The sequence below is a fragment of the Psychrobacter sp. UBA6291 genome (assembly GCF_002439405.1).
In the GTDB taxonomy this organism is placed as follows: Bacteria; Pseudomonadota; Gammaproteobacteria; order Pseudomonadales; family Moraxellaceae; genus Psychrobacter; species Psychrobacter faecalis.
Map to the genome: position 1 here is coordinate 1 of NZ_DJUD01000006.1, position 20,962 is coordinate 20,962.

16 protein-coding genes are annotated in these 20,962 nt (G+C 42.9%); 7 read left to right on the plus strand and 9 right to left on the minus strand.

Features of this window, described 5'->3' with window-relative positions; translation table 11 throughout:
* Positions 1-102: 102 nt before the first annotated feature.
* A complete protein-coding gene (locus B3R91_RS00560; RefSeq protein WP_286795802.1) occupies positions 103-1,134 on the minus strand; it encodes an NERD domain-containing protein in 1,032 nt (343 codons plus the stop codon).
* A 216-nt stretch (positions 1,135-1,350) separates the two neighbouring features.
* On the opposite strand from B3R91_RS00560, the gene B3R91_RS00565 reads away from it, so the two are divergent.
* Positions 1,351-1,956, plus strand: coding sequence for a YceI family protein (locus tag B3R91_RS00565; RefSeq protein ID WP_068407059.1), 606 nt, complete (start codon positions 1,351-1,353; stop codon positions 1,954-1,956).
* A 160-nt stretch (positions 1,957-2,116) separates the two neighbouring features.
* Here B3R91_RS00565 and B3R91_RS00570 read toward each other — a convergent pair whose 3' ends face one another.
* The 3 genes from B3R91_RS00570 to serS form a co-directional block, all read right to left on the minus strand.
* Entirely contained in the window at positions 2,117-2,317 is a 201-nt protein-coding gene (locus B3R91_RS00570; RefSeq protein WP_068407062.1) for a hypothetical protein, read from the minus strand.
* A 314-nt stretch (positions 2,318-2,631) separates the two neighbouring features.
* On the minus strand, positions 2,632-4,629 hold the full coding sequence (tkt, locus tag B3R91_RS00575; protein ID WP_286795805.1) for a transketolase: 1,998 nt from the start codon (positions 4,627-4,629) through the stop codon (positions 2,632-2,634).
* Between the two features lie 279 nt (positions 4,630-4,908).
* The gene (gene serS, locus B3R91_RS00580) at positions 4,909-6,195 is read right to left on the minus strand and encodes a serine--tRNA ligase (protein WP_286795807.1); all 1,287 of its coding nucleotides are present in this window, start codon (positions 6,193-6,195) and stop codon (positions 4,909-4,911) included.
* 541 nt (positions 6,196-6,736) lie between these two features.
* Between serS and B3R91_RS00585 the strand changes: the two genes are divergently transcribed.
* Positions 6,737-7,402, plus strand: a complete 666-nt coding sequence (locus B3R91_RS00585; protein ID WP_068407072.1) for a YcxB family protein — start codon at positions 6,737-6,739, stop codon at positions 7,400-7,402.
* A gap of 380 nt (positions 7,403-7,782) precedes the next feature.
* Entirely contained in the window at positions 7,783-8,271 is a 489-nt protein-coding gene (locus B3R91_RS00590; RefSeq protein WP_102077250.1) for a Dps family protein, read from the plus strand.
* 159 nt (positions 8,272-8,430) lie between these two features.
* Here the strand turns inward: B3R91_RS00590 and B3R91_RS00595 are convergent, their stop codons facing one another.
* The 3 genes from B3R91_RS00595 to B3R91_RS00605 form a co-directional block, all read right to left on the minus strand.
* Positions 8,431-9,129 carry a DUF2057 family protein gene (locus B3R91_RS00595; protein ID WP_068407077.1) on the minus strand — a complete coding sequence of 233 codons (699 nt, stop codon included), beginning with the start codon at positions 9,127-9,129 and terminating at the stop codon, positions 8,431-8,433.
* Positions 9,130-9,224: 95 nt separating this feature from the next.
* Entirely contained in the window at positions 9,225-10,028 is an 804-nt protein-coding gene (hda, locus tag B3R91_RS00600) for a DnaA regulatory inactivator Hda (RefSeq protein ID WP_068407080.1), read from the minus strand.
* 217 nt (positions 10,029-10,245) lie between these two features.
* A complete protein-coding gene (locus tag B3R91_RS00605) occupies positions 10,246-11,352 on the minus strand; it encodes an AI-2E family transporter (RefSeq protein ID WP_286795812.1) in 1,107 nt (368 codons plus the stop codon).
* A 374-nt stretch (positions 11,353-11,726) separates the two neighbouring features.
* Between B3R91_RS00605 and purM the strand changes: the two genes are divergently transcribed.
* Together purM and purN are read left to right on the plus strand one after the other, a co-directional pair.
* Complete coding sequence (purM, locus tag B3R91_RS00610; RefSeq protein WP_286795814.1) at positions 11,727-12,776, plus strand: phosphoribosylformylglycinamidine cyclo-ligase; 1,050 nt, start codon at positions 11,727-11,729, stop codon at positions 12,774-12,776.
* Positions 12,776-13,477, plus strand: a complete 702-nt coding sequence (gene purN / locus B3R91_RS00615; protein ID WP_286795816.1) for a phosphoribosylglycinamide formyltransferase — start codon at positions 12,776-12,778, stop codon at positions 13,475-13,477. The genes purM and purN overlap by 1 nt, the downstream gene beginning before the upstream one ends.
* Before the next feature lie 277 nt (positions 13,478-13,754).
* On the opposite strand, the gene B3R91_RS00620 is transcribed toward purN, so the two are convergent.
* Together B3R91_RS00620 and B3R91_RS00625 are read right to left on the minus strand one after the other, a co-directional pair.
* Positions 13,755-15,143, minus strand: a complete 1,389-nt coding sequence (locus tag B3R91_RS00620) for an NAD-dependent succinate-semialdehyde dehydrogenase (protein ID WP_286795818.1) — start codon at positions 15,141-15,143, stop codon at positions 13,755-13,757.
* Positions 15,144-15,516: 373 nt separating this feature from the next.
* Positions 15,517-16,506: a LysR family transcriptional regulator gene (locus B3R91_RS00625; protein WP_068407091.1), complete on the minus strand. Its 990-nt coding sequence runs from the start codon at positions 16,504-16,506 to the stop codon at positions 15,517-15,519.
* A gap of 744 nt (positions 16,507-17,250) precedes the next feature.
* Here B3R91_RS00625 and B3R91_RS00630 point away from each other — a divergent pair.
* Both B3R91_RS00630 and B3R91_RS00635 read left to right on the plus strand, forming a co-directional pair.
* On the plus strand, positions 17,251-18,837 hold the full coding sequence (locus B3R91_RS00630; RefSeq protein ID WP_102077245.1) for an isocitrate lyase: 1,587 nt from the start codon (positions 17,251-17,253) through the stop codon (positions 18,835-18,837).
* Positions 18,838-19,127: 290 nt separating this feature from the next.
* Positions 19,128-20,852, plus strand: coding sequence for a CYTH and CHAD domain-containing protein (locus B3R91_RS00635; protein WP_286795822.1), 1,725 nt, complete (start codon positions 19,128-19,130; stop codon positions 20,850-20,852).
* Positions 20,853-20,962 lie beyond the last annotated feature (110 nt).

Here is a 20,962-nt window from a genome sequence, read left to right on the forward strand (position 1 = left end):
CGATATCATAAGCTCAAAGATAGCTATGCAGCAGCGATAATGCTTGCTTGTGTCTTTATCTGGTTGCCACTCATTTGAATTCTATACACGCCCTAATATCACCTAATTAATATTCACCACACCGCGACACTTAGGAAATTGACTGCAACCAAAAAAGGGCTGACCTTGCTGCTGACCTTTTTTAGCAACGCGCTTGACCATCTCACTATTAGACTTCGGGCAAGCGGGAGTATTATCAGAAATGATTGACGCTTCAACTTGCTCGATAATAGAAGGCTCCTTAGTAGCAGCTTTCTCTATCTTCGGCTCTGATTCCAAAACCTCAAATGGGGTAATAAAGACAGAATCATCATTAATCAGTTGAGAGATAGGCCGAACATTGCTAGAAGGGACAAACGGAGCGTCGCCCGCTTCAACTTCCGTTTGCCCAGACCATCGCAGTACTTCTCTGCTTTGAAGAATGGTCTTTTTAGGAGGTTGTTTTACTATTAATTCAGGCGCAGGCTGATTCGCTGATATAGTAACTGACTTAGCATTTGGTTTATCACTAGCTTGCTTGTTTGACGGATTATGCTTCTCTTTTAAATAGGCTTTATGCGCTCTGTTAGTACGCCAAGACTTGCTAAATCGATTGTTTTCAATTTGCTCAACAATGGCTTTGACTTCTTCATCGGTAAGCATTTTATCTTGTTTTTTCTTGATATAAGATGCCATGCCGCTCGTCAATACGTACTCTGGTAACTCATCACGAGTTTTAAGCTCACACTCGCCGATAAAGGCAATCATCGAATGGAAATAACTCATCTCCAGTTCTAATAAATCAGACAGCGTTTTTATATGTAGATAATTTTGCCGCAATGGATTTTGAAATTTATACTTGCGACCCATGATTACTTGCGTCCATTGTCGCCGCTTCTCATTACCAAAAATCCAGCCTTTATAGTTTTTGGTTTCGATGACAAAGATGCCATACCTAGAGACGATGACATGGTCAATTTGGGTACTACCACCATCTGCTAATGGCAAAGTGATATTGTTTAGACGATGATAAACGTCTTTTTCAAGTTTTAGCCACATGGCTACATTGATGACGGTCTCGCCGACGATACCTTTAAAGCTGGACATCAAAGACATGGTTTTACGGCGCTTTTTGATAAAAAGTCAAATTGGTTATTTTAAGCGATAAGCCAGTATAAGACTTACTTCTAAATCGCTCATAACTTTAATAATACATTGAAACAGCACAATTGTAGTAGGCTATTGCATTAATATTTCAGTTATAACGCTCAGTTATGCTCTAAAAGCATGTTCAATACTGACGACTTTATTACTACCCTTTGGATCATACGTATGAATACTCGCGCCGCCTCTTTGCTAAAAATTACGCTTGGCACCTCTTTATTACTATCTTTGCCTATAATGGGAGTCGCCGCCAACACGATGCCACAAAAGTGGAAACTGGACGTGCCTAAGACCAGTGCTGATTTTGAGGTCAAGTATTTAGGCAAGGCGACCACTGACGGTAAGTTTCGTAAAGTAAATGGATCGATCAATTATGACGTCAAAAAGCCTGAGAGTACGACCATTAATTTTACCGTGCATACCGATAGCATCGATACCGAGCGCAAGCTACGTGACTCTTTTTTGCGCCGTAAAGAGCTGCTCAATACGCAGCAATACCCGACGATGACGTTTGTCTCAAAAAAGATCAAGATGATTACGCCGAAAGAAGCCAATGTCACGGGCGACTTTACCGCTTTAGGTCAAACCAAACCGTTAACGGTAAGAGTGACTTTATCTGATGTAGAGATTGACCCCGCCACCTCTCAACCGACGTTAAAGTTTCGCGCGACAGGTATGGTCGATCGCTATAGCTATGGAGTGACAGCCTTCCCGAAACTGATTAGCAATATCATTCCGCTTGAGATATCAGGGAAGCTGATTGCAGCCAATTGATTAAGTGACAAAAAACCCAACTTAGAATTTCTAAGTTGGGTAGATAACACCATAGATTTTTAAGACGATACTTACAGAAACGCTTAATTATTTAAAAATATTATGACCTAAAAATGACTCGAAAATCGATTAAATATTAAAAATATATTTTCTAACGTTTTTAGTACTGCCATATTTGCTCTTCTGCTATACCAGTCTTATCTATTTTATTTCTTCTTTTCTGAATTTTAGTATCTATTTTTTCTTGCTTTTTCATCGCCTTTTGGTTGATATCGTCTATCATTGCCTGAATCTTTTTATCAATTTTATCCTGTTCTTTTTGACGCAGCTTGTCTACTTTATCCAGCTCTTTTTGACGCACCTTGTCTATTAATCAACGTGCCAGTACAAAACAGGTACACGTCCTTAAGCTCGCTTTAAATTAGCGAACTAGATATAACACTAACAACGGTCAACTATAAAACAACACATCAAGCTTGGTTATAGAGCGGCTGGTCGAACTTTGCGTTACCATTTAACGACTCATGGTGCATTATGTTTCGACACTAACCTACCCAGCAATCTATTTACAGGGCTTTTATAATATTTCAAAACCAAAAGTTAATCACAAAAAAAAGAGCCACCAGATTTCTCTAGTAGCTCTTTCTTGTTTAAACGCTAACTAAGTTAGGTTTATTACACCAAACTATTTACTGCATCAACCACAGCGTTAGTGGTAATACCGAACTCTTTATACAGCTCATCAGCAGGCGCTGATTCACCATAAGTCGTCATTCCGATAACTTTGCCATCTAGACCGACAAACTTATACCAGTAATCGACATGTGCTGCTTCTACCGCTACGCGGGCGCGGATATTAGCTGGCAATACCGCTTCACGGTAGCTCGTCTCTTGCTCTACGAAAATCTCGGCACATGGCATAGAGACCACACGCACGCCAACGCCATTTGCACTTAACGTCTCGTGCGCTTGCATAGCTAAGCCAACTTCTGAACCTGTCGCGATGATAATTGCTTGTAACTCGCCTTGCTCTTTCGCTAACACATAGCCACCTTTAGCGATGTTAGCGACTTGCTCAGCATCACGTGCTTGATGTGGCAAGCTTTGACGGCTAAAGATCAATGCTGATGGATTGTTTTCGGACTTAATTGCTTCAACCCAAGCGCTGGCCGATTCGGTCGCATCACACGGACGCCATGTGCGTAGATTTGGCGTGGTACGTAAGCTAGTCAATTGCTCAACTGGCTGATGCGTCGGGCCATCTTCACCCAGGCCGATAGAGTCATGAGTGTAAACATGAATCACACGCTGCTTCATGAGTGCGCCCATACGTACCGCATTACGCGCGTATTCCATAAACATCAGGAAGGTTGCCACGTAAGGGATAAAGCCGCCATGCAACGCGATACCATTGGCAATCGCGGTCATACCAAACTCGCGCACGCCATAATAGATATAGTTGCCGTCAGCGTCTTTTTCGATGCCTTTCGCACCTTTAAATAGCGTAAGGTTTGAACCTGCCAGATCCGCTGAACCGCCCAACAATTCTGGTAGTAACGGCTGTAAGGTATTGATCGCATTTTGACTGGCTTTACGACTGGCAACATCACCGCCCTGCTCTTGCGTTTGCTGAATATAGGCTTGTGCTTGGCTTTCAAAATCCGCTGGCAATTCACCGTTTAAGCGGCGTAGTAGCTCGCTTGCCAACTCTGGATAGGCTTTTTTATAGGCTTCAAAGTCCGCATCCCAGTTCTTTTGCTGTACATCACCTTTAGCTTTAGCATCCCATGCTTCATAGATTTCATCATCTAGTTCAAACGGCGCATGAGTCCATGCTAAAGCGTCACGGGTCAAGACGATTTCGTCATCACCAAGCGGCGCACCATGACTAGCTGCTAAGCCTTGCTTGTTCGGGCTACCCGCACCAATCGTCGTTTTACAAATAATTAAGCTTGGCTTAGCGGTCTCAGCAATGGCTTGCTCAGTGGCTTTGGTAATCTCATCGGTATCGTGACCATCGACTTTGATGACCTGCCAGCCATAGGCTTCAAAGCGCGCTTGCGTATCATCAGTGAACCAGCCTTCGACATCGCCATCGATTGAGATGCCATTATCATCATAGAAAAAGACCAATTTGCCCAAACCTAACGTGCCAGCCAATGAGCAAACTTCATGGCTGATACCTTCCATCAAGCAGCCATCGCCTAAGAACGCATAAGTATGATGGTCAACGATGTTATGGCCGTCACGGTTGAACTGCGCCGCTAGTGTCTTCTCTGCAATCGCAAAACCAACGGCATTGGCAATACCCTGACCTAGTGGACCCGTTGTGGTTTCAATCCCTGGCGTATAGCCAAGTTCAGGATGGCCTGGAGTTTTTGAATGCAGCTGACGAAAGCCTTTTAAATCATCAACGCTGACATCATAGCCTGATAAATGCAGCAAGGAATAAATGAGCATCGAGCCATGACCGTTTGATAGTACAAAGCGATCGCGGTTGTGCCATTGCGGGTCAGCAGGATTGTGCTTTAAAAATTTGCGCCACAATACTTCGGCAATATCAGCCATGCCCATCGGCGCGCCTGGGTGTCCAGAATTGGCTTTTTGAACCGCGTCGAACGACAGTACACGGATGGCATTGGCAAGTTTGCGTTCATTAATTGGGGTCGGCATAGAGTGTCCTAATATTCGAATGAAAAGTATGGAGCATAAGAGAAAGGGTTACTCAGAGGGCAATCCATCAGAAATACGACAAAAATACAATGGATGTCATCAAAAGATAGACTATAAAATCACATGCAATATTAACATATTTGCCATCTGGCAATCTAAAAATGCGCTGACAGAAGCGTTTGTATTTAACAATCATTCGTATCAGTTTTATTAAACCAATACGTATGAAAAAACCGCGAGTCAGCAACCAACCCGCAGTTTAGATAAAAAACTAAATCATTAAGCTAAAATGGTTTCAACTCCGCCCATGAACGGACGCAATACTTCAGGAATGGCAATACTACCATCAGCATTTTGATGATTTTCCATCACTGCCAATAACGTACGACCGACTGCCAAACCTGAACCATTTAGCGTATGCGCTAGGCTGGTTTGCTTGCCATCTTTAACGCGCGTGCCCATACGGCGAGCTTGGAAGTCGCCACAGTTTGAGCAGCTTGAGATTTCACGATAAGTATCTTGGCTTGGCAACCACACTTCGATGTCATAAGTTTTTTGAGCGGCAAAGCCCATATCGCCAGTACATAGTTTGACCACACGGTACGGCAGATTCAACTGCTGCAAAATGTACTCAGCTTGTGCCGTCATCGCCTCAAGTAAGTCATCTGATTGCTCAGCGGTAGCGATATTGACCATCTCAACTTTTTCAAACTGATGCTGACGGATTAGACCACGGGTATCGCGACCATGCGAGCCCGCTTCACTACGGAAACATGGCGTATGGGCGGTAAATTTTAACGGCAGCTCTTTGATATCCAAACGCTCACCGCGTACCAAGTTGGTCATGGGCACTTCGGCCGTTGGAATCAGATAAAAATCTGTACCTTCGTTATTGGTATGATTGGTCAATTTAAACAAATCATCTTCAAACTTCGGCAATTGACCCGTACCTTTTAAACTCTCAGCGTTCACAATATAAGGCACGTAGGTTTCAGTATAGCCGTACTTGATGGTATGGGTATTGAGCATAAACTGAATCAAGGCACGATGCAGTTGCGCAAGCTGACCTTTTAAGACGTTAAAACGGCTACCAGTCAGCTTTGCAGCGGCTTCGAAATCAAGCATACCTAGCGTCTCACCGATATGAGTATGGTCTTGAATCTCAAAATCAAACGCGCGCGGCGTTCCCCATTTGCGCACTTCGACGTTATCATCTTCTGATGTCCCGACTGGCACATCGGCGGCTGGGATATTTGGGATTTGCATGGCCGCTTGGCTAATACGCTCTTGCAAGGTACGCAGCTCATCTTCAGCTGTCTTAATCTCACCGCTGACACTTTGCATCTCAGCCAACAGTTCGCTGGCATCTGCGCCCGATTTTTTTAGCGCACCCACTTGCTTAGCACCGGCATTACGACGCGATTGCAGCTCTTCGGTTTTGACTTGCAAAGACTTACGTTCGTTTTCGATACTTTGCCAAAACGCCATATCAAGCGCATAACCACGCGTGGCCAGCTGCTGTTGTAAATCCGTTAAATCACCGCGTAAGAGTTTTGGGTCAATCATAATAGTTGCCTGTAGCGCCAAAAGTGAGTAAGAAATAAAAAGGGAAAATAGTAGCCAAGTATAGTGCTTAGATATCACTAGCCATAAATGAAATAAAACAAAAAATAGCGCGCAAAGCCTTATAAAACCACTATAAAGCTTTGCCATAAAGCCACGTCAATCTGAATAATAAATAATAGTCACTATCATACCAATACCGAGCAGATTTGACCATGTTTTGGCTATATTTTGCCAAAATCTAGCACTTTCTTTGCACAAGCTTTATGGGTTAAATAACAAATAATAAAAGTCACATCATGCTCTTATACATCAAGTTCTCTCATTGACCTTAGTATAAATAAGGATGCCATCTGAAAAATAACCGAGCTATTGGTCGACAGACCCGCTTATATGTTTCATTTAAGAGCAGTTTTCGGTAAGATAAGCGCATATCTTTATTCTACTTTCCGCCAAGCATCGCTAAGTATGGCATCGCAGCCTCGCTTTGGCGCTTTGGCGCTTTTCATCCCACGCTTTTAAAATACGTATCTGAGAAACCTTTATGGCCCTGTACCCCTACACGCTTCAACCTGTCGCCTTAAACCTAACCGAGGCCGAATTTCATCAAGCCCAATATGAGCTATTTGCCAGTGCCAGCCCGTCGTTTGGTCTGTCGAGTATTAAAATGAAAGAGTGGATTATTATGGCAGTCGTCGTCATATTAGCCATCGCGGGCTTGGTTTTTTTAACTGGTTATTCGACCATTATTTTTTGGCTGATGCTAGCGGCGGTGGTCATTTATCTATTGGTACGTACCCTTGGCTTTAAATGGTATGTCAAAAAAGAGTTTGAAAAACAAGTTGCTGACCAAGAAATGCCTGATGAGATGCGTCAGATGAAATTGGGCGTGCAAAAGCATGGTCTGGTCATGGCCATGCCGGTCAATCAGCCTGACATGTTTAATAGCAATCAGATGCGCGGTATGCAGATGCGTGCTGGTAGCACTCAGCAAGCGGTTATTCCTTGGAGCGCCGTCAAAAGCTGGGATGAAACCGATGACTACATCTTCATGATGTTTGAGCTAAAAGGTCAACAGGGCAGCCAAATCATTCCTAAGCGTTTACAAGCGCAAAAATTCCCAATCGATACCGTACGTCAGCACCTACAAGAAGTCATTGCCGTTAAAGGCTTAAACCCTGAAAACTTACAGCCACCTGCAAAACTATAAAAGTGACTTTTAAATTAAGAAGTGGCTTCTAGAGTTCTGTGGTTAGTCGTTTTTTATAATTCAGCATTAAACTTGTATAGGTGTTGGCTTTATAAAATAGTATGAATAGCGTGGATATTGTGACTTTATAATTCTATCAAATCAATCACAGACTTAGATTAATTGAATTTAACTTATCATAGTATCTTTGCTATTATAATAAGCATAAACAGACAAGGTATAGATACCTAAAAACCTGTAGAAGATATATAACGAGCATAGCAATGCAGGATATGACTTGCTACACTCTTAGACTTCTACATTTGCCTTAGATGATTAAGTCTAAGTTTATAAAAATAACCAATCTCTTAAATCAACACTCAAACTATAAGGATAATATTATGAGTAATACTAATAATGCAACCAACCAAATCGGTCTAGAAAAAGCAGATATGAGCGAAGTGATTGATAAGTTAAACGACTTATTATCAAGCTATCATATGTTTTATATCAACGTACGTGGTTATCACTGGAACGTAAAAGGTGAGCATTTCTTCACCTTGCACCCACAGTTCGAAGAGCTATATACCAATTTGCAAGTAGAAATTGATGAAATCGCTGAGCGTATCTTAACCTTGGGTGGCACGCCACTGCATGCTTATAGCGACTTTAGTCAACATACCAACATTCAAGAAGATAAAAACGTTAAAGACGGTAATGCTTGTGTGCAAGGTGTGGTGACTGGCCTACAAGCGCTGATTGAAGAGCAACGCGAAGTGTCAGCATTGGCAGAACGAGCTGAAGACCAAGGTACAGCCGATTTAGTTGATGAGTATGTACAACAACAAGAAAAGCTGGTTTGGATGTATAACGCTTTTTTGGCTAAATAACGGCTAAACAGATAAATACATAAAACCATTTATCACTCAATTCGTTTATTAACTGAATAGATAGTAAGTAAGGAAAAAGCACCTAATTTAGGTGCTTTTTTTGTGTTCGCTTTGCTAAAAATCGATAAACGTTAAGCTCTTTCAATAGCTGAACCTATTCTACTTCTCAATCCACTGGCGTATTTTTTCACGCTCTGCTGGCGTTGCTTGTAACCAAAGTTGCATAAACTGATCTAAAGTACTGGTAGAGGCAGCAGCGCTTGTCGTTTGCTGAACTGTGGTCACAGCACCTGTATTGACAGTGCTGGCAGTAGGTTGACCTAACGCAGCAATGGCACGTTGGTTTTGTAGCTCAGCATCATTTGCGCCGCCAAATACACCACCCAATGTTTTACCCAAACCTGATAGCAAACCACCTTGGCTGCCTTCCAAAGCTTGCTGACTGGCAACTACCGTATTATTCTGTTGCACCGCTAGGGTTGGACGCTTGGCATACTCTCTTGCTGCTTCATATTTTTCTGGCTGATTTGGCATAACGAGACGATAGGTCTGATTATCTTTTAATTCTGCCGTCACACTCACATTACCCGAGCGCAAATAATCGTGCTCATCACGGCGCAAGTTATATAAACGATCATATTTAGCGGTAATCGCATGCTGACCAGGCTCTAAGGTAAACGACTTCGTCAGCGGCTGAAACGGGCTTTGCTGGATTTCTTGCCCATTGATAGCGGTCACTTTGATATGGTCATCAACAAGCAAGGTCACTGCCGCGTGCGATAACATCGATACTGAGCCTGCAGCAATTAATAAGGAGCCAACAGTCAGTTTTTTTAGCAAAGAAGCGTTTGGTTTCATAAGTTATTCCAAGGATAGTAAAGTAGCGGTATAAAGGGCGTGTCTATGAACATTGAAAACTAATTATTAAAAGCTAAAGGTCAAAAAACGAAAGGTTAAAAGTCGAGCGGCATGGTATGTTGATCTTGATTAGCGACCTCATTGTCACCTTGCGTTTCCTGGGCGATATCAGCAAGCTCGGCGGCGAGCGTCTGCTCATCAATCGTGCGCAGCGCATCGCTAATGACCGCTTTGGATATATTACTACGACCAAGGTTAGAAAACATCGGCTGAATGTAATTTAGGACGTCCATCATAGCGCCGATACGATGCGGCCCTTCGGTGAGTAAATGATTGATAATACGCTCATCAAACTGCCAACCGCGGCGGCGTAAGATAGATTGTAGCAAAGCTTGACGGTCTGCCAAATCATGACCGGTTGGCACTTTAAAGCTTGGTGACTGCGCCAAACGGGTGAGGAGATCTGTTAACTGAAACGGTAATTCGGTCGCAGGTTTGTTGGAGGCAAAAATCAGCTGCCGTTGTCCTTCTCGGCTACGATTAATTAGGTGAAATAAGGCTTCTTGCCATTGGCTGCTTTGCTCAAGCACTTCTAAATCATCAATCGCAATCAAGGAAAAATTTTCTAAAGAAGATAGAACATTGACATCGGTATGAATCAGCTCATTTAATGACAGACAAATCGCGGATTTGTCCATCTCGATAAACGACTCACAGATGGCGGATAATAAGTGCGACTTGCCCGTCTCTGGGCTGCCAAATAGGTACAGCTGACCTATCAGGCCGACATGTAGCTGCCGCACTGCGTCGATAATAGACATCCAACCTGGACCGGCAAAGTCGCTGAGACTCGCATCATGCTTAATGTCCAGATTGAGACTTAGCTGTGCTTCTGCCATGAATCATCAACTCGGTTTGCGTAGCGCAATCACTAAAAAGGCTAAACGACTAATATTCTGTAAACTGGCTTTGCTAACTTTCACATTTAGCAAAGCCAACCTAATAACGGTAAATACCGTTAATACTGCGCCTATATATAACATATTTGCAAAATGACTGACAAGTCTTTTACCCATTAAGCCCAATCTATCATTATTCATAGAATGTCTGGGCGATTTATTTTTCTTCAAATAACGCCAATTGTTTACGGCCTTTATAAAAGTCAGTCGATTGATAATAGGCGTATAAATGACGGAATAAGACATTAAGCACAGCGGACACCGGTAGCGCAATCAGCATACCGACGAAACCTAATAAGCTTGCCCCTGCCAATACGGCAAAAATAACCCATAACGGCGATAAACCGATTTTGTCGCCCAACAATAACGGTTGTAAAATATAACCCTCTGCCGCTTGTCCGACCAAAAACGCGCCAACCACTAAGGCTAGATAAGTCCAGTCTAAACCAAATTGGAATAAAGAGGCGATAATCGCGGCGATAAAGCCGATACCAAAGCCTAAATACGGTACGAAGCTTGCGATACCAGCCACCATACCAATAATCAAACCAAGCTCAAGCCCAATAAGCTGGAGCTGTACAGCATAAATGACGCCTAATAATACCATGACCAATAATTGACCTTTAATAAATGCCATTAAGGCTTGATCGCATTCTTTAGCAATGGCAACCACCTTTTTGCAATAAGGCGCCGGAATTGCCATTTTCCAAGTATGCAGACGCTGATCCCAATTAAATAGGAAATAAAAGGTTAAAATCGGCACCAGTACAATCAAGCCAGCATTATTAATAAAATTCATACTAGAGACCAAAATTTGGCTCATCATGCTGCTGGCATCAGCGAATTTATAATTGGTCTGCATATAATCAACCAAAGTATCAGAAAAGCCTTTGGCTTCGAGTTCTGGCAGACGAATACGGCTGTTATTGATAAACCACTCACGTACAACTTGGTTATACCAATTTAATACTTTGGGTAGATATTCCCACGCCGCTTGCAGTTGATGCCATAAAGTCGGTATTAACCACCAAAGCAGCAGCACCATACCAAGCGTAATCGTCGAATAAACGATGATAATGGCTATCCAACGCTTGATATATTTTGATAAACGCTTAACCAGTGGATTAAATAAATAAGCCAACACAAAAGCCACGACAAACGGCACGATGACCGGCATCATCAAATACAATAAAAATACCGCTATAACAATCGCAACGACGATAAATAAGCGCCGAAAAAAGGGATCTATTGGTTGGTTTATCATGAAGGGTAACCCTACGATTAAGTCAATGTAAAATACTGGCATCTGATGATTAGTTCACTGAAATATGTCTTCAGCGGCTTTATATTTGTCATGGTCATTAGCAGCGTCATTGTCGTAGGTTTTGCCAACGACTTTGGCGTTCTATTATCGCAGAGTCGAACAAAAAATCAGTCATTTTTTGTTTCTTAATTTTTTATTGCACCTAAGACGGCTTTATTAGCTCTCTTCTGCAAATATCCGCCAAATATTGGTAAGTTGCTTTGCGGCTAAGGGTCATTTTTGGGTATAATGCGCGCACTATCTGCAAAATTAACACGACCGATCCGCTTTTCTACTGACCGACCTTCATTCCTTATAAAATTTGTGAGATGACCATGAGTAACAAGCCTTCTTTAAGCTACAAAGATGCTGGCGTCGATATTGATGCCGGCGATGCGTTGGTGCAACGTATTAAATCAGTGGCAAAAGCCACCTCTCGTCCTGAGGTTGTGGGCGGACTTGGCGGTTTTGGGGCGCTTTGTCGTATTCCGACTGGTTACACCTCACCGTTGTTGGTTTCGGGCACTGACGGTGTCGGCACCAAGCTCAAATTGGCCTTGCAATTAAACCGTCATGACACCATCGGTATCGACTTGGTGGCTATGTGCGTCAATGATTTATTGGTTTGCGGTGCTGAGCCATTATTTTTCTTAGATTATTATGCAACGGGCAAGCTTGATGTCGATGTCGCGGCAACTGTTGTCACGGGCATTGGCGAAGGCTGTAAATTATCAAATTGCGCGCTCATTGGCGGCGAAACCGCTGAGATGCCGGGCATGTATCAAGATGATGATTATGACCTAGCCGGTTTCTGTGTCGGCGTAGTCGAAGAAGCGGAAGTTATCACCGGTGAAAACGTCAGCGAGGGCGATGTATTGATTGCCCTTGCTTCAAGCGGCGCGCATTCTAATGGCTACTCATTGGTACGTAAAGTCATCGAAGTCAGCGGCGTTGATGTCACGACAAGCGATGAGCAATTAGATGGTCAGCCTATTCAGGATGCACTGATGGCGCCGACACGTATTTATGTTAAAGCCATTAAAGCCTTGCAAGATACCCTTGGTAGCTCAGCCTTACATGCGATGTCACATATCACCGGCGGGGGCTTAACCGATAACCTGCCGCGTGTACTACCAGATAATTTAGCCGCTAGCATTGATACGAGCAGCTGGCAGTTCTCAGAGCTATTTACGTGGCTACAAACCCAAGGCAATATCGAGCAAAGTGAGATGTACCGCACCTTTAACTGCGGCGTCGGTTTTGTCATCGTTGTACCTAAAGACAAAGCAGAAACGGCTATTAAAACCTTAAATGAGGCGGGCGAAAACGCTTGGAAATTGGGTGAAATGGTTAGCCGTGAAGCGGACGCCGTGGTGTACCGTTAATGCCAGACGACAATTTAAAAAGTATTGCAAAAAAATTAGCTAAACCGTTACGCGTCGCTGTCTTGGTATCTGGTAGTGGTAGCAACCTGCAAGTATTGATTAATGCCATGCAAGCTGGCGCGCTACCGATTGAGATTGTTGGCGTCATCAGTAACCGTGAAGACGCTTATGCCATCACACGCGCTAATGACGCTGCGATTCCAGTTGCCGTCTTATCTCACGTTGCGAGCGGCAAACGTATGGGGATCAAAACTTTTGAAACCCATGCTAATGCTCAATTAACCACTTGGCAGCCTGATGTGATTGTGCTTGCAGGATTTATGCGCGTATTAAGCGCCTCATTTATCGATAATGCGCCTGCGCCAATGATTAACCTGCACCCTGCTTTGCTGCCTGCTTATAAGGGCCTAGATACCCATCAGCGCGCGATACAAGCGGGCGAACGCCATCATGGCTGTAGTATTCATGTGGTCACCGCCGAGCTTGATGCCGGTGCTGTGTTGACCCAAGCGCTGCTTGAAGTCAATTGCAAAGACACTGCGGATAGCCTGCAAGCACGCGTACAAAAAGCGGAGCATCAACTCTTACCGTGGACCCTATTGCTGATTGCTAAGGGTATTATTGACTTAGGTAATCCGCATGAGGATACTAAATCATCTTATCTACCGGCTTTACCGCTAAAGCTATGGTTAGATGTTTAAGCTTTTCTAATAAACTAAAAAGCAGAATCCATAACGGGTTCTGCTTTTTTATGCTTAAGTCAAAGATAATATATAGTGAGTGAAAAGTAATATCGATACATCACGCACTGCTGATATCAATTTTTCTTGCTTGCTGTGCGTGCGTAGACAAAGGCTACAAAAAATTGATATCAGCCATACCGTCGCGTTTTTAAGATATTTTGACTGTATAGCAAAAAAATACCTCGTTACTGAATAACGAGGCATTTCAAATAATAAATCTAAAGCAGTTCAATCATTAAGCAGGCTTTTTATCAACCACATGTACTGCTTTAATATTGACAAACTCTTTAATACCAAAGCCACCATGTTCACGGCCATAGCCTGAATCCTTCACGCCGCCGAATGGTAAACCAGGATTGACCAAGTTATAGCCATTGATATAAACCATCCCCGTATCGAAATGCTGCTGCGCTAAATTAATTGCTTTTTCTTCATCTTTTGAGAATATAGCACCGCCGAGTCCATAGCGACTATCATTGGCAATACGGAAAGCATCGTCTTGGTCTTTCGCACGGATAAGCGCGGCAACAGGACCAAATAACTCATCTTTATAAGCTGGTTGATCGGGTTTGATATTTTCCAAAATCGTTGGTGGATAAAACGCGCCCGGCTTATCAGGTACTTCGCCGCCAATCGTAATGGTCGCACCTTTATCTACACTTTCTTGTACTTGCTTGTGCAAGGTATCGCGCTGTTTGCTACTCGACATCGGACCTACGTCCGTCGACTTTTCCATTGGATCGCCAACTTTATAGCTGTTGAATTTTTCGATCACCAAATCTCGGAATTTATCATACACGCTATCGACGACGACAAAACGTTTGGCGGCAATACAGGTTTCGCCATTATTGTATAAACGTGCATGGGCACAGGTCGCTGCTGCTAGATCTAAGTCGGCATCCTCTAGCACAATAAAGGCATCATTCGAGCCAAGTTCCATAACCGTCTTTTTCAGTACTTTTGCGGCTTGCTGCGCCACTACTCGGCCAGCGACATCACTACCCGTTAAGGTAACACCGCGTACTTTTTCGTGCTGGATCACTTTTTCAGATTGATCATGATCGATAATCAAGGCACGGAATAAGTCTTCTGGTAAGTCAGATTCTTGCATGATTTTTTCAATCAATTGACCTGAGCCAGTCACGTTGGATGCGTGCTTAAGCAGGATACTGTTACCGGCCATCAAGTTAGCAATGGTATAGCGGAATACTTGGTAAGCGGGGAAGTTCCACGGCTGGATACCATAAATAATACCGATAGGGTCATAGCTGATCAGGCCTTTTTTAATGCCTTCGATATCGCGTTCGTCGTCAGCTAAAGCAGCAACGCCTTCACCCGCGGTAAAATCGCAAATCGCTTTACATAAATCTACTTCAGCTAAGCTTGCCTCTAAGGTCTTACCACGCTCTTCAGTCATTAGCTTCGCAAGCTCGTCCTTATACTTCATTAGCGTCTCGCCAATCGAGTTAATGACTTTGGCGCGCTCATCGGCACCAACCAAACGCCATTTTGAAAACGCTTCGTGCGAGGCATCGATGATTTTGTTCACTTCATCATCGCTCATATAAGTGTAATTTTTAATGTCTTTACCTGTTGCTGGATTCACAGTGGTAATATCTGCCATGATAATTGTCCTTATTTATCTGCTTATTATGTAATGGATACTTATTAAACGAGCCATGATGACTAAGAAATATTCTATCGTTAAGTGTGTCGATATTATCGAATCACTTAACAATGCTCGCTTTAGTTGTCTTTTTTCTTAATGTCCATTTAGCATAACAAAATGCACCAGCGGTAGTTTTACAAGTTATGAAGAAGTGTGCGTAAGATGTTAATAGTGTGACGCCATTATAAAAACTGATTTTATTTTAAGAAATTAAATTTAAAGAACCTTTTGATTCAAAGAGCTTCTTAATTTAAAAAAGCTTGATATAAAAATGGAGGCAATAAAAAAACCAGCGCATTTATCATGGGCTGGTTTTTTAAAAGTTGTGCTAAAACAAATGGTTAATGACCGGAATCTCTGGTGGCGGATTCTCTTCTTCGGCGACTACTTGCCGTGCTACATGCATAATCAGCTGACGTAACCAACGATGCGCTGGGTGATGCTGTAACAATGGTGACCACGCCATCGTCAGCTCAAACTCAGGGATAAAGAATGGTGGCTCTTCCATAATGATACTGTCATTATTGGCCTGCATTCTCGCCACCCGCGTCGGCAAGGTCGCAATCAAGTCTTTATTGGCGGCAAGCATCGCTGGCATTTGATAGTGACGGGTAAAGACGCTGATTTGGCGTTTTTGACCTAGGCGTTGCAATGCCTGATCGATAGAACCGAGCCCACCTGATTTTTCTGGATTGACCCCAAAGCCAACGCCCATACCTGTTTTGGATACCCAAACATGCTGCGCTTTGAGATAATTTTTTAAATTAAAACGATTGGCATATGGCCCTTCAGCGGATAACAAACAGCTAAATGTATCGCGCCAAACCAATACTTGGTGGAAACTTTGCGGAATCTCATTAAAACGGTTAATCGCTAAATCTACGCGACCTTGCTCCATATCACGGTAGGAAACATCAGAGGGCGTCAAGAAGTCCAAAATCACATTGGGCGCTTCAGAGCGTAGTGCTTTGACCAGTTTTGGCACCAAAGTCGCCTCAGCATAATCTGAGGTCATGATACGAAAAACGCGCGAGGTACTATAAGGGCGAAACTCGGTACGCGGCTCAAGCACTTGCGTCAAATCTGCTAATATCTCACGAATACGTGGCTGCAGCTCAAGCGCGCGCTCGGTCGGCGTCATACCTTCCGATGAGCGCACCAATAACGGGTCATTAAATAACTTACGTAGGCGCCGCAAAATATTACTCATCGCCGGCTGGGTAATGCCGAGCTGCTCAGCTGCACGTGTGACGTTTTTTTCACGTAGTAGTACATCTAAATGTACCAACAAATTCAAATCAACCCGCTGCAAATTCATATCTATTTCTCTTTACCGTAGAATAAATGCCACCATAAGCTTAAAAAAGCGCGGCATCTTCCGTTCTATTATTTTGCAAAATTGTTTTGCGACTGCTTAAATCAAGCGTTTTTCTATCTAAATAATTTTAATATACGCTTATTATACCCCAGTTTACCCTGCTCAAGCCATTGTTATATCTATACTATAACCAAATGAAATACCCAAGATAATAATCATAAACTAGATAAATCAGGGTAACCTAGCTATAGTGCTTAGCAAGCGCTGATAAGTCATTTTCAAATCTTATGCCATCAGCACGGCTTTTAACGAATCAATGATGGCTGCTATTTTATCGCATTTTTATACTAAAAGATGGTCAGAAAGCTTATTGCGTAAGCTTTATTATGCAAGCCGTTTTTTATAAATTTGGCGTTTTGCTCGCGGCAGTTTTTAGGCTTGAATTGATGCTATATACGCTTTAGGCTAATAAGTGGTTTAACTGGCAAGCACATCTTAACTAAAACAGCGTCAATTAAATCTAAAAAATAAAAGCTGACCAATAAGACAGGTTTTATTTGCTTTTATAATCATTTTCTTATAGTTTAGTAAAGATTACTCAGGTAAAAGGTTTATATCCCGAACTTTACTTTTGCCAATGTATTTCTTTTCAAGAAACATTATTTTACCAGCAACACTTATCTGCATATTTTACTTAAGTAATTTACATCCCCTTTAATCCCCACCCCACCAAGGAGACTATAGATGTCAACTGCATATAAATCAGCGATTGATCTAGTACGTGAACTAAAGCAAAAGCACGGTAACTGGCAGAATATCAGCGAGACTGATGCCGCACGTATGATGATGCAAAACCGTTTCAAAACTGGTTTAGATATCGCCAAGTATACTGCAAAAATCATGCGTCAAGACATGGAAGATTATGACAATGATACGTCTCAGTACACGCAATCTCTAGGTGCATGGCACGGTTTTGTTGCTCAGCAAACTATGTACGCTAAGAAAAAATACTTTGGCACTACCGCTAAAACGTACATTTACCTATCAGGTTGGATGGTTGCTGCTCTGCGTTCTGAGTTTGGTCCTCTACCTGACCAATCTATGCACGAAAAAACGTCTGTGCCTAAACTAATCGAAGAAATCTACACCTTCTTACGTCAAGCTGATGCTAAAGTGTTAAACGACTACTTCCGTGAGCTAAACGCTGCAGAAGAAGCGGGTCAAGACACTTCAGCTATCCTAGAAAAAATCGAAAACTTCGATTCACACGTTGTGCCAATCATTGCTGATATCGATGCCGGTTTCGGTAACGAAGAAGCGACTTACTTGCTAACTAAGCAAATGATTGAAGCCGGTGCTTGTGCTATCCAAGTTGAAAACCAAGTGTCTGACGCAAAACAGTGTGGTCACCAAGCGGGTAAAGTAACCGTACCGCATGAAGACTACATCGCAAAAATCAATGCGATTCGTTATGCATTCCTAGAATTGGGCGTTGAAGACGGTATTATCGTTGCTCGTACTGATAGTGAGGGCGCATCACTCACGCAAAAAATCCCAGTATCAAATGAGCCAGGCGACCTTGCTTCTCAATATATCGACTTCCTAGAAATGGAAGAAGTGACCATCGAAGAAGCTAATGAAAATGACAGCCTTCTTAAGCACAACGGCAAATTGGTTCGTCCTAAGCGTCTAGCTAACGGTCTATATCAGTTCCGTGAAGAAACCAACATCGACCGCGTCGTACTTGACTGTGTAACCGCTCTAGAAAACGGTGCTGATCTACTATGGATCGAAACACCTACTCCAGACGTAGAACACATCAAAATGATGGTTGACCGTATTAAAGAAGAGCAGCCAAAAGCGAAGCTTGTATACAACAACAGCCCATCGTTCAACTGGACGCTAAACTTCCGTAAGCAAGTTATCGCTCAGTGGGAAGAAGAAGGCAAAGACGTATCAAGCTACAACAAAGACAACTTGATGAGTGCTGATTACGACGGTACTGAGCTTGATGAAGCTGCTGATATCGCTGCGAAGAACTTCCAACGTGACGCATCACGCGAAGCGGGTGTATTCCATCACCTAATCACGCTACCGACTTACCACACCACTGCACTTAGCGTTCATGAACTTGCTAAAGGCTACTTCGGTGAAGAAGGTATGCTTGCTTATGCAGCTGGCGTCCAACGTAAAGAAATCCGTGAAGGCATCGCTTGTGTTAAACACCAAGCAATGGCGGGTTCTGACCTTGGCGATGATCACAAAGAAATCTTCTCTGGTGAAAACGCCCTTAAAGCTGGTGGTGGCAAAAACACCATGAACCAGTTCTAATAATCGCTCACTTATAGTTATATTTTATAAGTACCCGTTATAAAAAAGCCGTCCTACTTAGTAGGGCGGTTTTTTTTGGCTTTAAATAATTTCCCTGTATAAAACGATAGCGTTATTAAATAGCCATTTTTAGCACATTTAGATGTCTATCGATTGAACTGGGAACACGCCCTAGTATCCGCTAATCAGCCAAAGTAAAACTTTTACTTGTCATTGTTCGATAGCTTTCATACGATGGTAATTATTTAACAGGTATTACTAACCATTCATAACTATAATCGGGAGCCATCATGCAAGAGATAGAGCTGAAGTTTCTAGTACCAGAATCGCGCCTAAAAGGTTTGATGCGCCAAGCGAATATTAAATCCTCACAGCTTACGCAGCTGGCCGCGCATTATTATGACACTCCCGATCAGCAGCTCGCTAAGGCGGGTATTGGCTTACGTATTCGTCAGGAAGGCGATGCGTGGGTGCAGACCATCAAAGCGGGTGGCGACGGTATTGCAGCGCGTTTAGAGCACAATGCGGTACTAGATACCCAACAAGTCCAAGCCATGTTGGACACCAATACGCTCATGCCTGATTTGAGCATTTATCAAGACACTTCCATCGCCCCTGCTCTAGAACCATTTAAATTAACGAAACTGGCTAAAACGCTCACCCGCTTATATGTCACCGATGTCGAGCGTATAACGCGATTGCTCACAGATAATAGCGACAAGGACAGCAGCAATCAGATTGAAATGGCATACGACTGCGGAGCGATTATCCACGGTAGAGATGATACTCAGCGCGATAGTATTCAAGAAATCGAGTTTGAGCTGATATCAGGCGATGTAGATTTTTTATTTACGACTGCCAAAACCTGGTGTCAGCGCCATAAACTCTGCTTGTCTACAGTGACCAAAGCCGAGCGCGGTGGCTTATTAATTACGGGGCAACAACATAGCCGAGCGGTTAGCGCCAATCTTAGCGATCTAACTGTTGATAAAGACAGCAGCAGGCCGGCATTTATACGGGCAGTCGTACATAATTGCCTATTGCAAATACTACCCAATAGTAGCGCCATCGTCGCAGGCAGTACGGACAATGAGCATATTTTACAATTGTATAACGGCATTCAGCGCTTACGTACCGCGCTTAAGCTATTTAAAGGCTTCTCCGATGAGCTCAATCCTGACTGGGTGATTATTCTTAAACAAACAGCGACTTTACTGGCTGATTATCGCAAGCTTGCTTATCTTGCCAGTCATATCGAGCCCTACTTACAAGCGCATGAGGCACCAAGCGTTGATTGTTCGGCAGAAATTGAAGCGGCGAAAATCACTCCTATCGATGCGGTATGTGCCAATAATTTACAACTGACGTTGCTTGAGCTAATAGCCTTTACCATGAGTGACCCCAACCTTGAACCACAGGCGAATAAACGCGCCGCTCATAAGCTTAGAAAAACATTGGACAAACGTTATAAAAAATTGTTGAAAGCTGAGAGTAAGCTCCATGAAGCTAGGAATGCTAACGCGGATAGCAAAGATTTAACTGGTGTCAATTTGGAGAGCGTGAGTTCAGAAAGTATTAACTTAGAAGGCGTTAAATCAAAAGGCATTAATTTAGAAAGTAGAGAGCCGCAAAGTCTGCAGACGAAGGATATAGATTTGCCAGCCAAGGACGAAAAACAAGCCCAGTATAAACTGTACCGACAGCTTGAAAAATTGCGCTACGTTAGTGAATTTGCAGCGCCCTTAATCAACAATGAAAATCTCAAAAATAAAAAGCTCAACAGTAAAAAGTCTAAAAAGAAAAGCAAGCGCTTCCTAAAACATCTCGTAAAAGTACAGCAAGCGCTTAGGCAACAACTTGATACCACTTATTATCAGCAGTGCTATCAACATAAAGCGAGCACAGACTCGAATGCCTTGTACGGCGCAGGCTGGTTGAATGCTTCTTTAATAGATACACAGAAAAAGTCTAAAAAACGCTTAGCTAAGCTTAAATCTGCGGATAAGTTCTGGTAATAAAAACTAAAACTGGCTTTTTGACCCTGTATCTTACTTATAATTAACTTAACCTTTACATAATTCAAAAAAAGACAGCGACCATCAGGTACGTTGTCTTTTTTTATGCG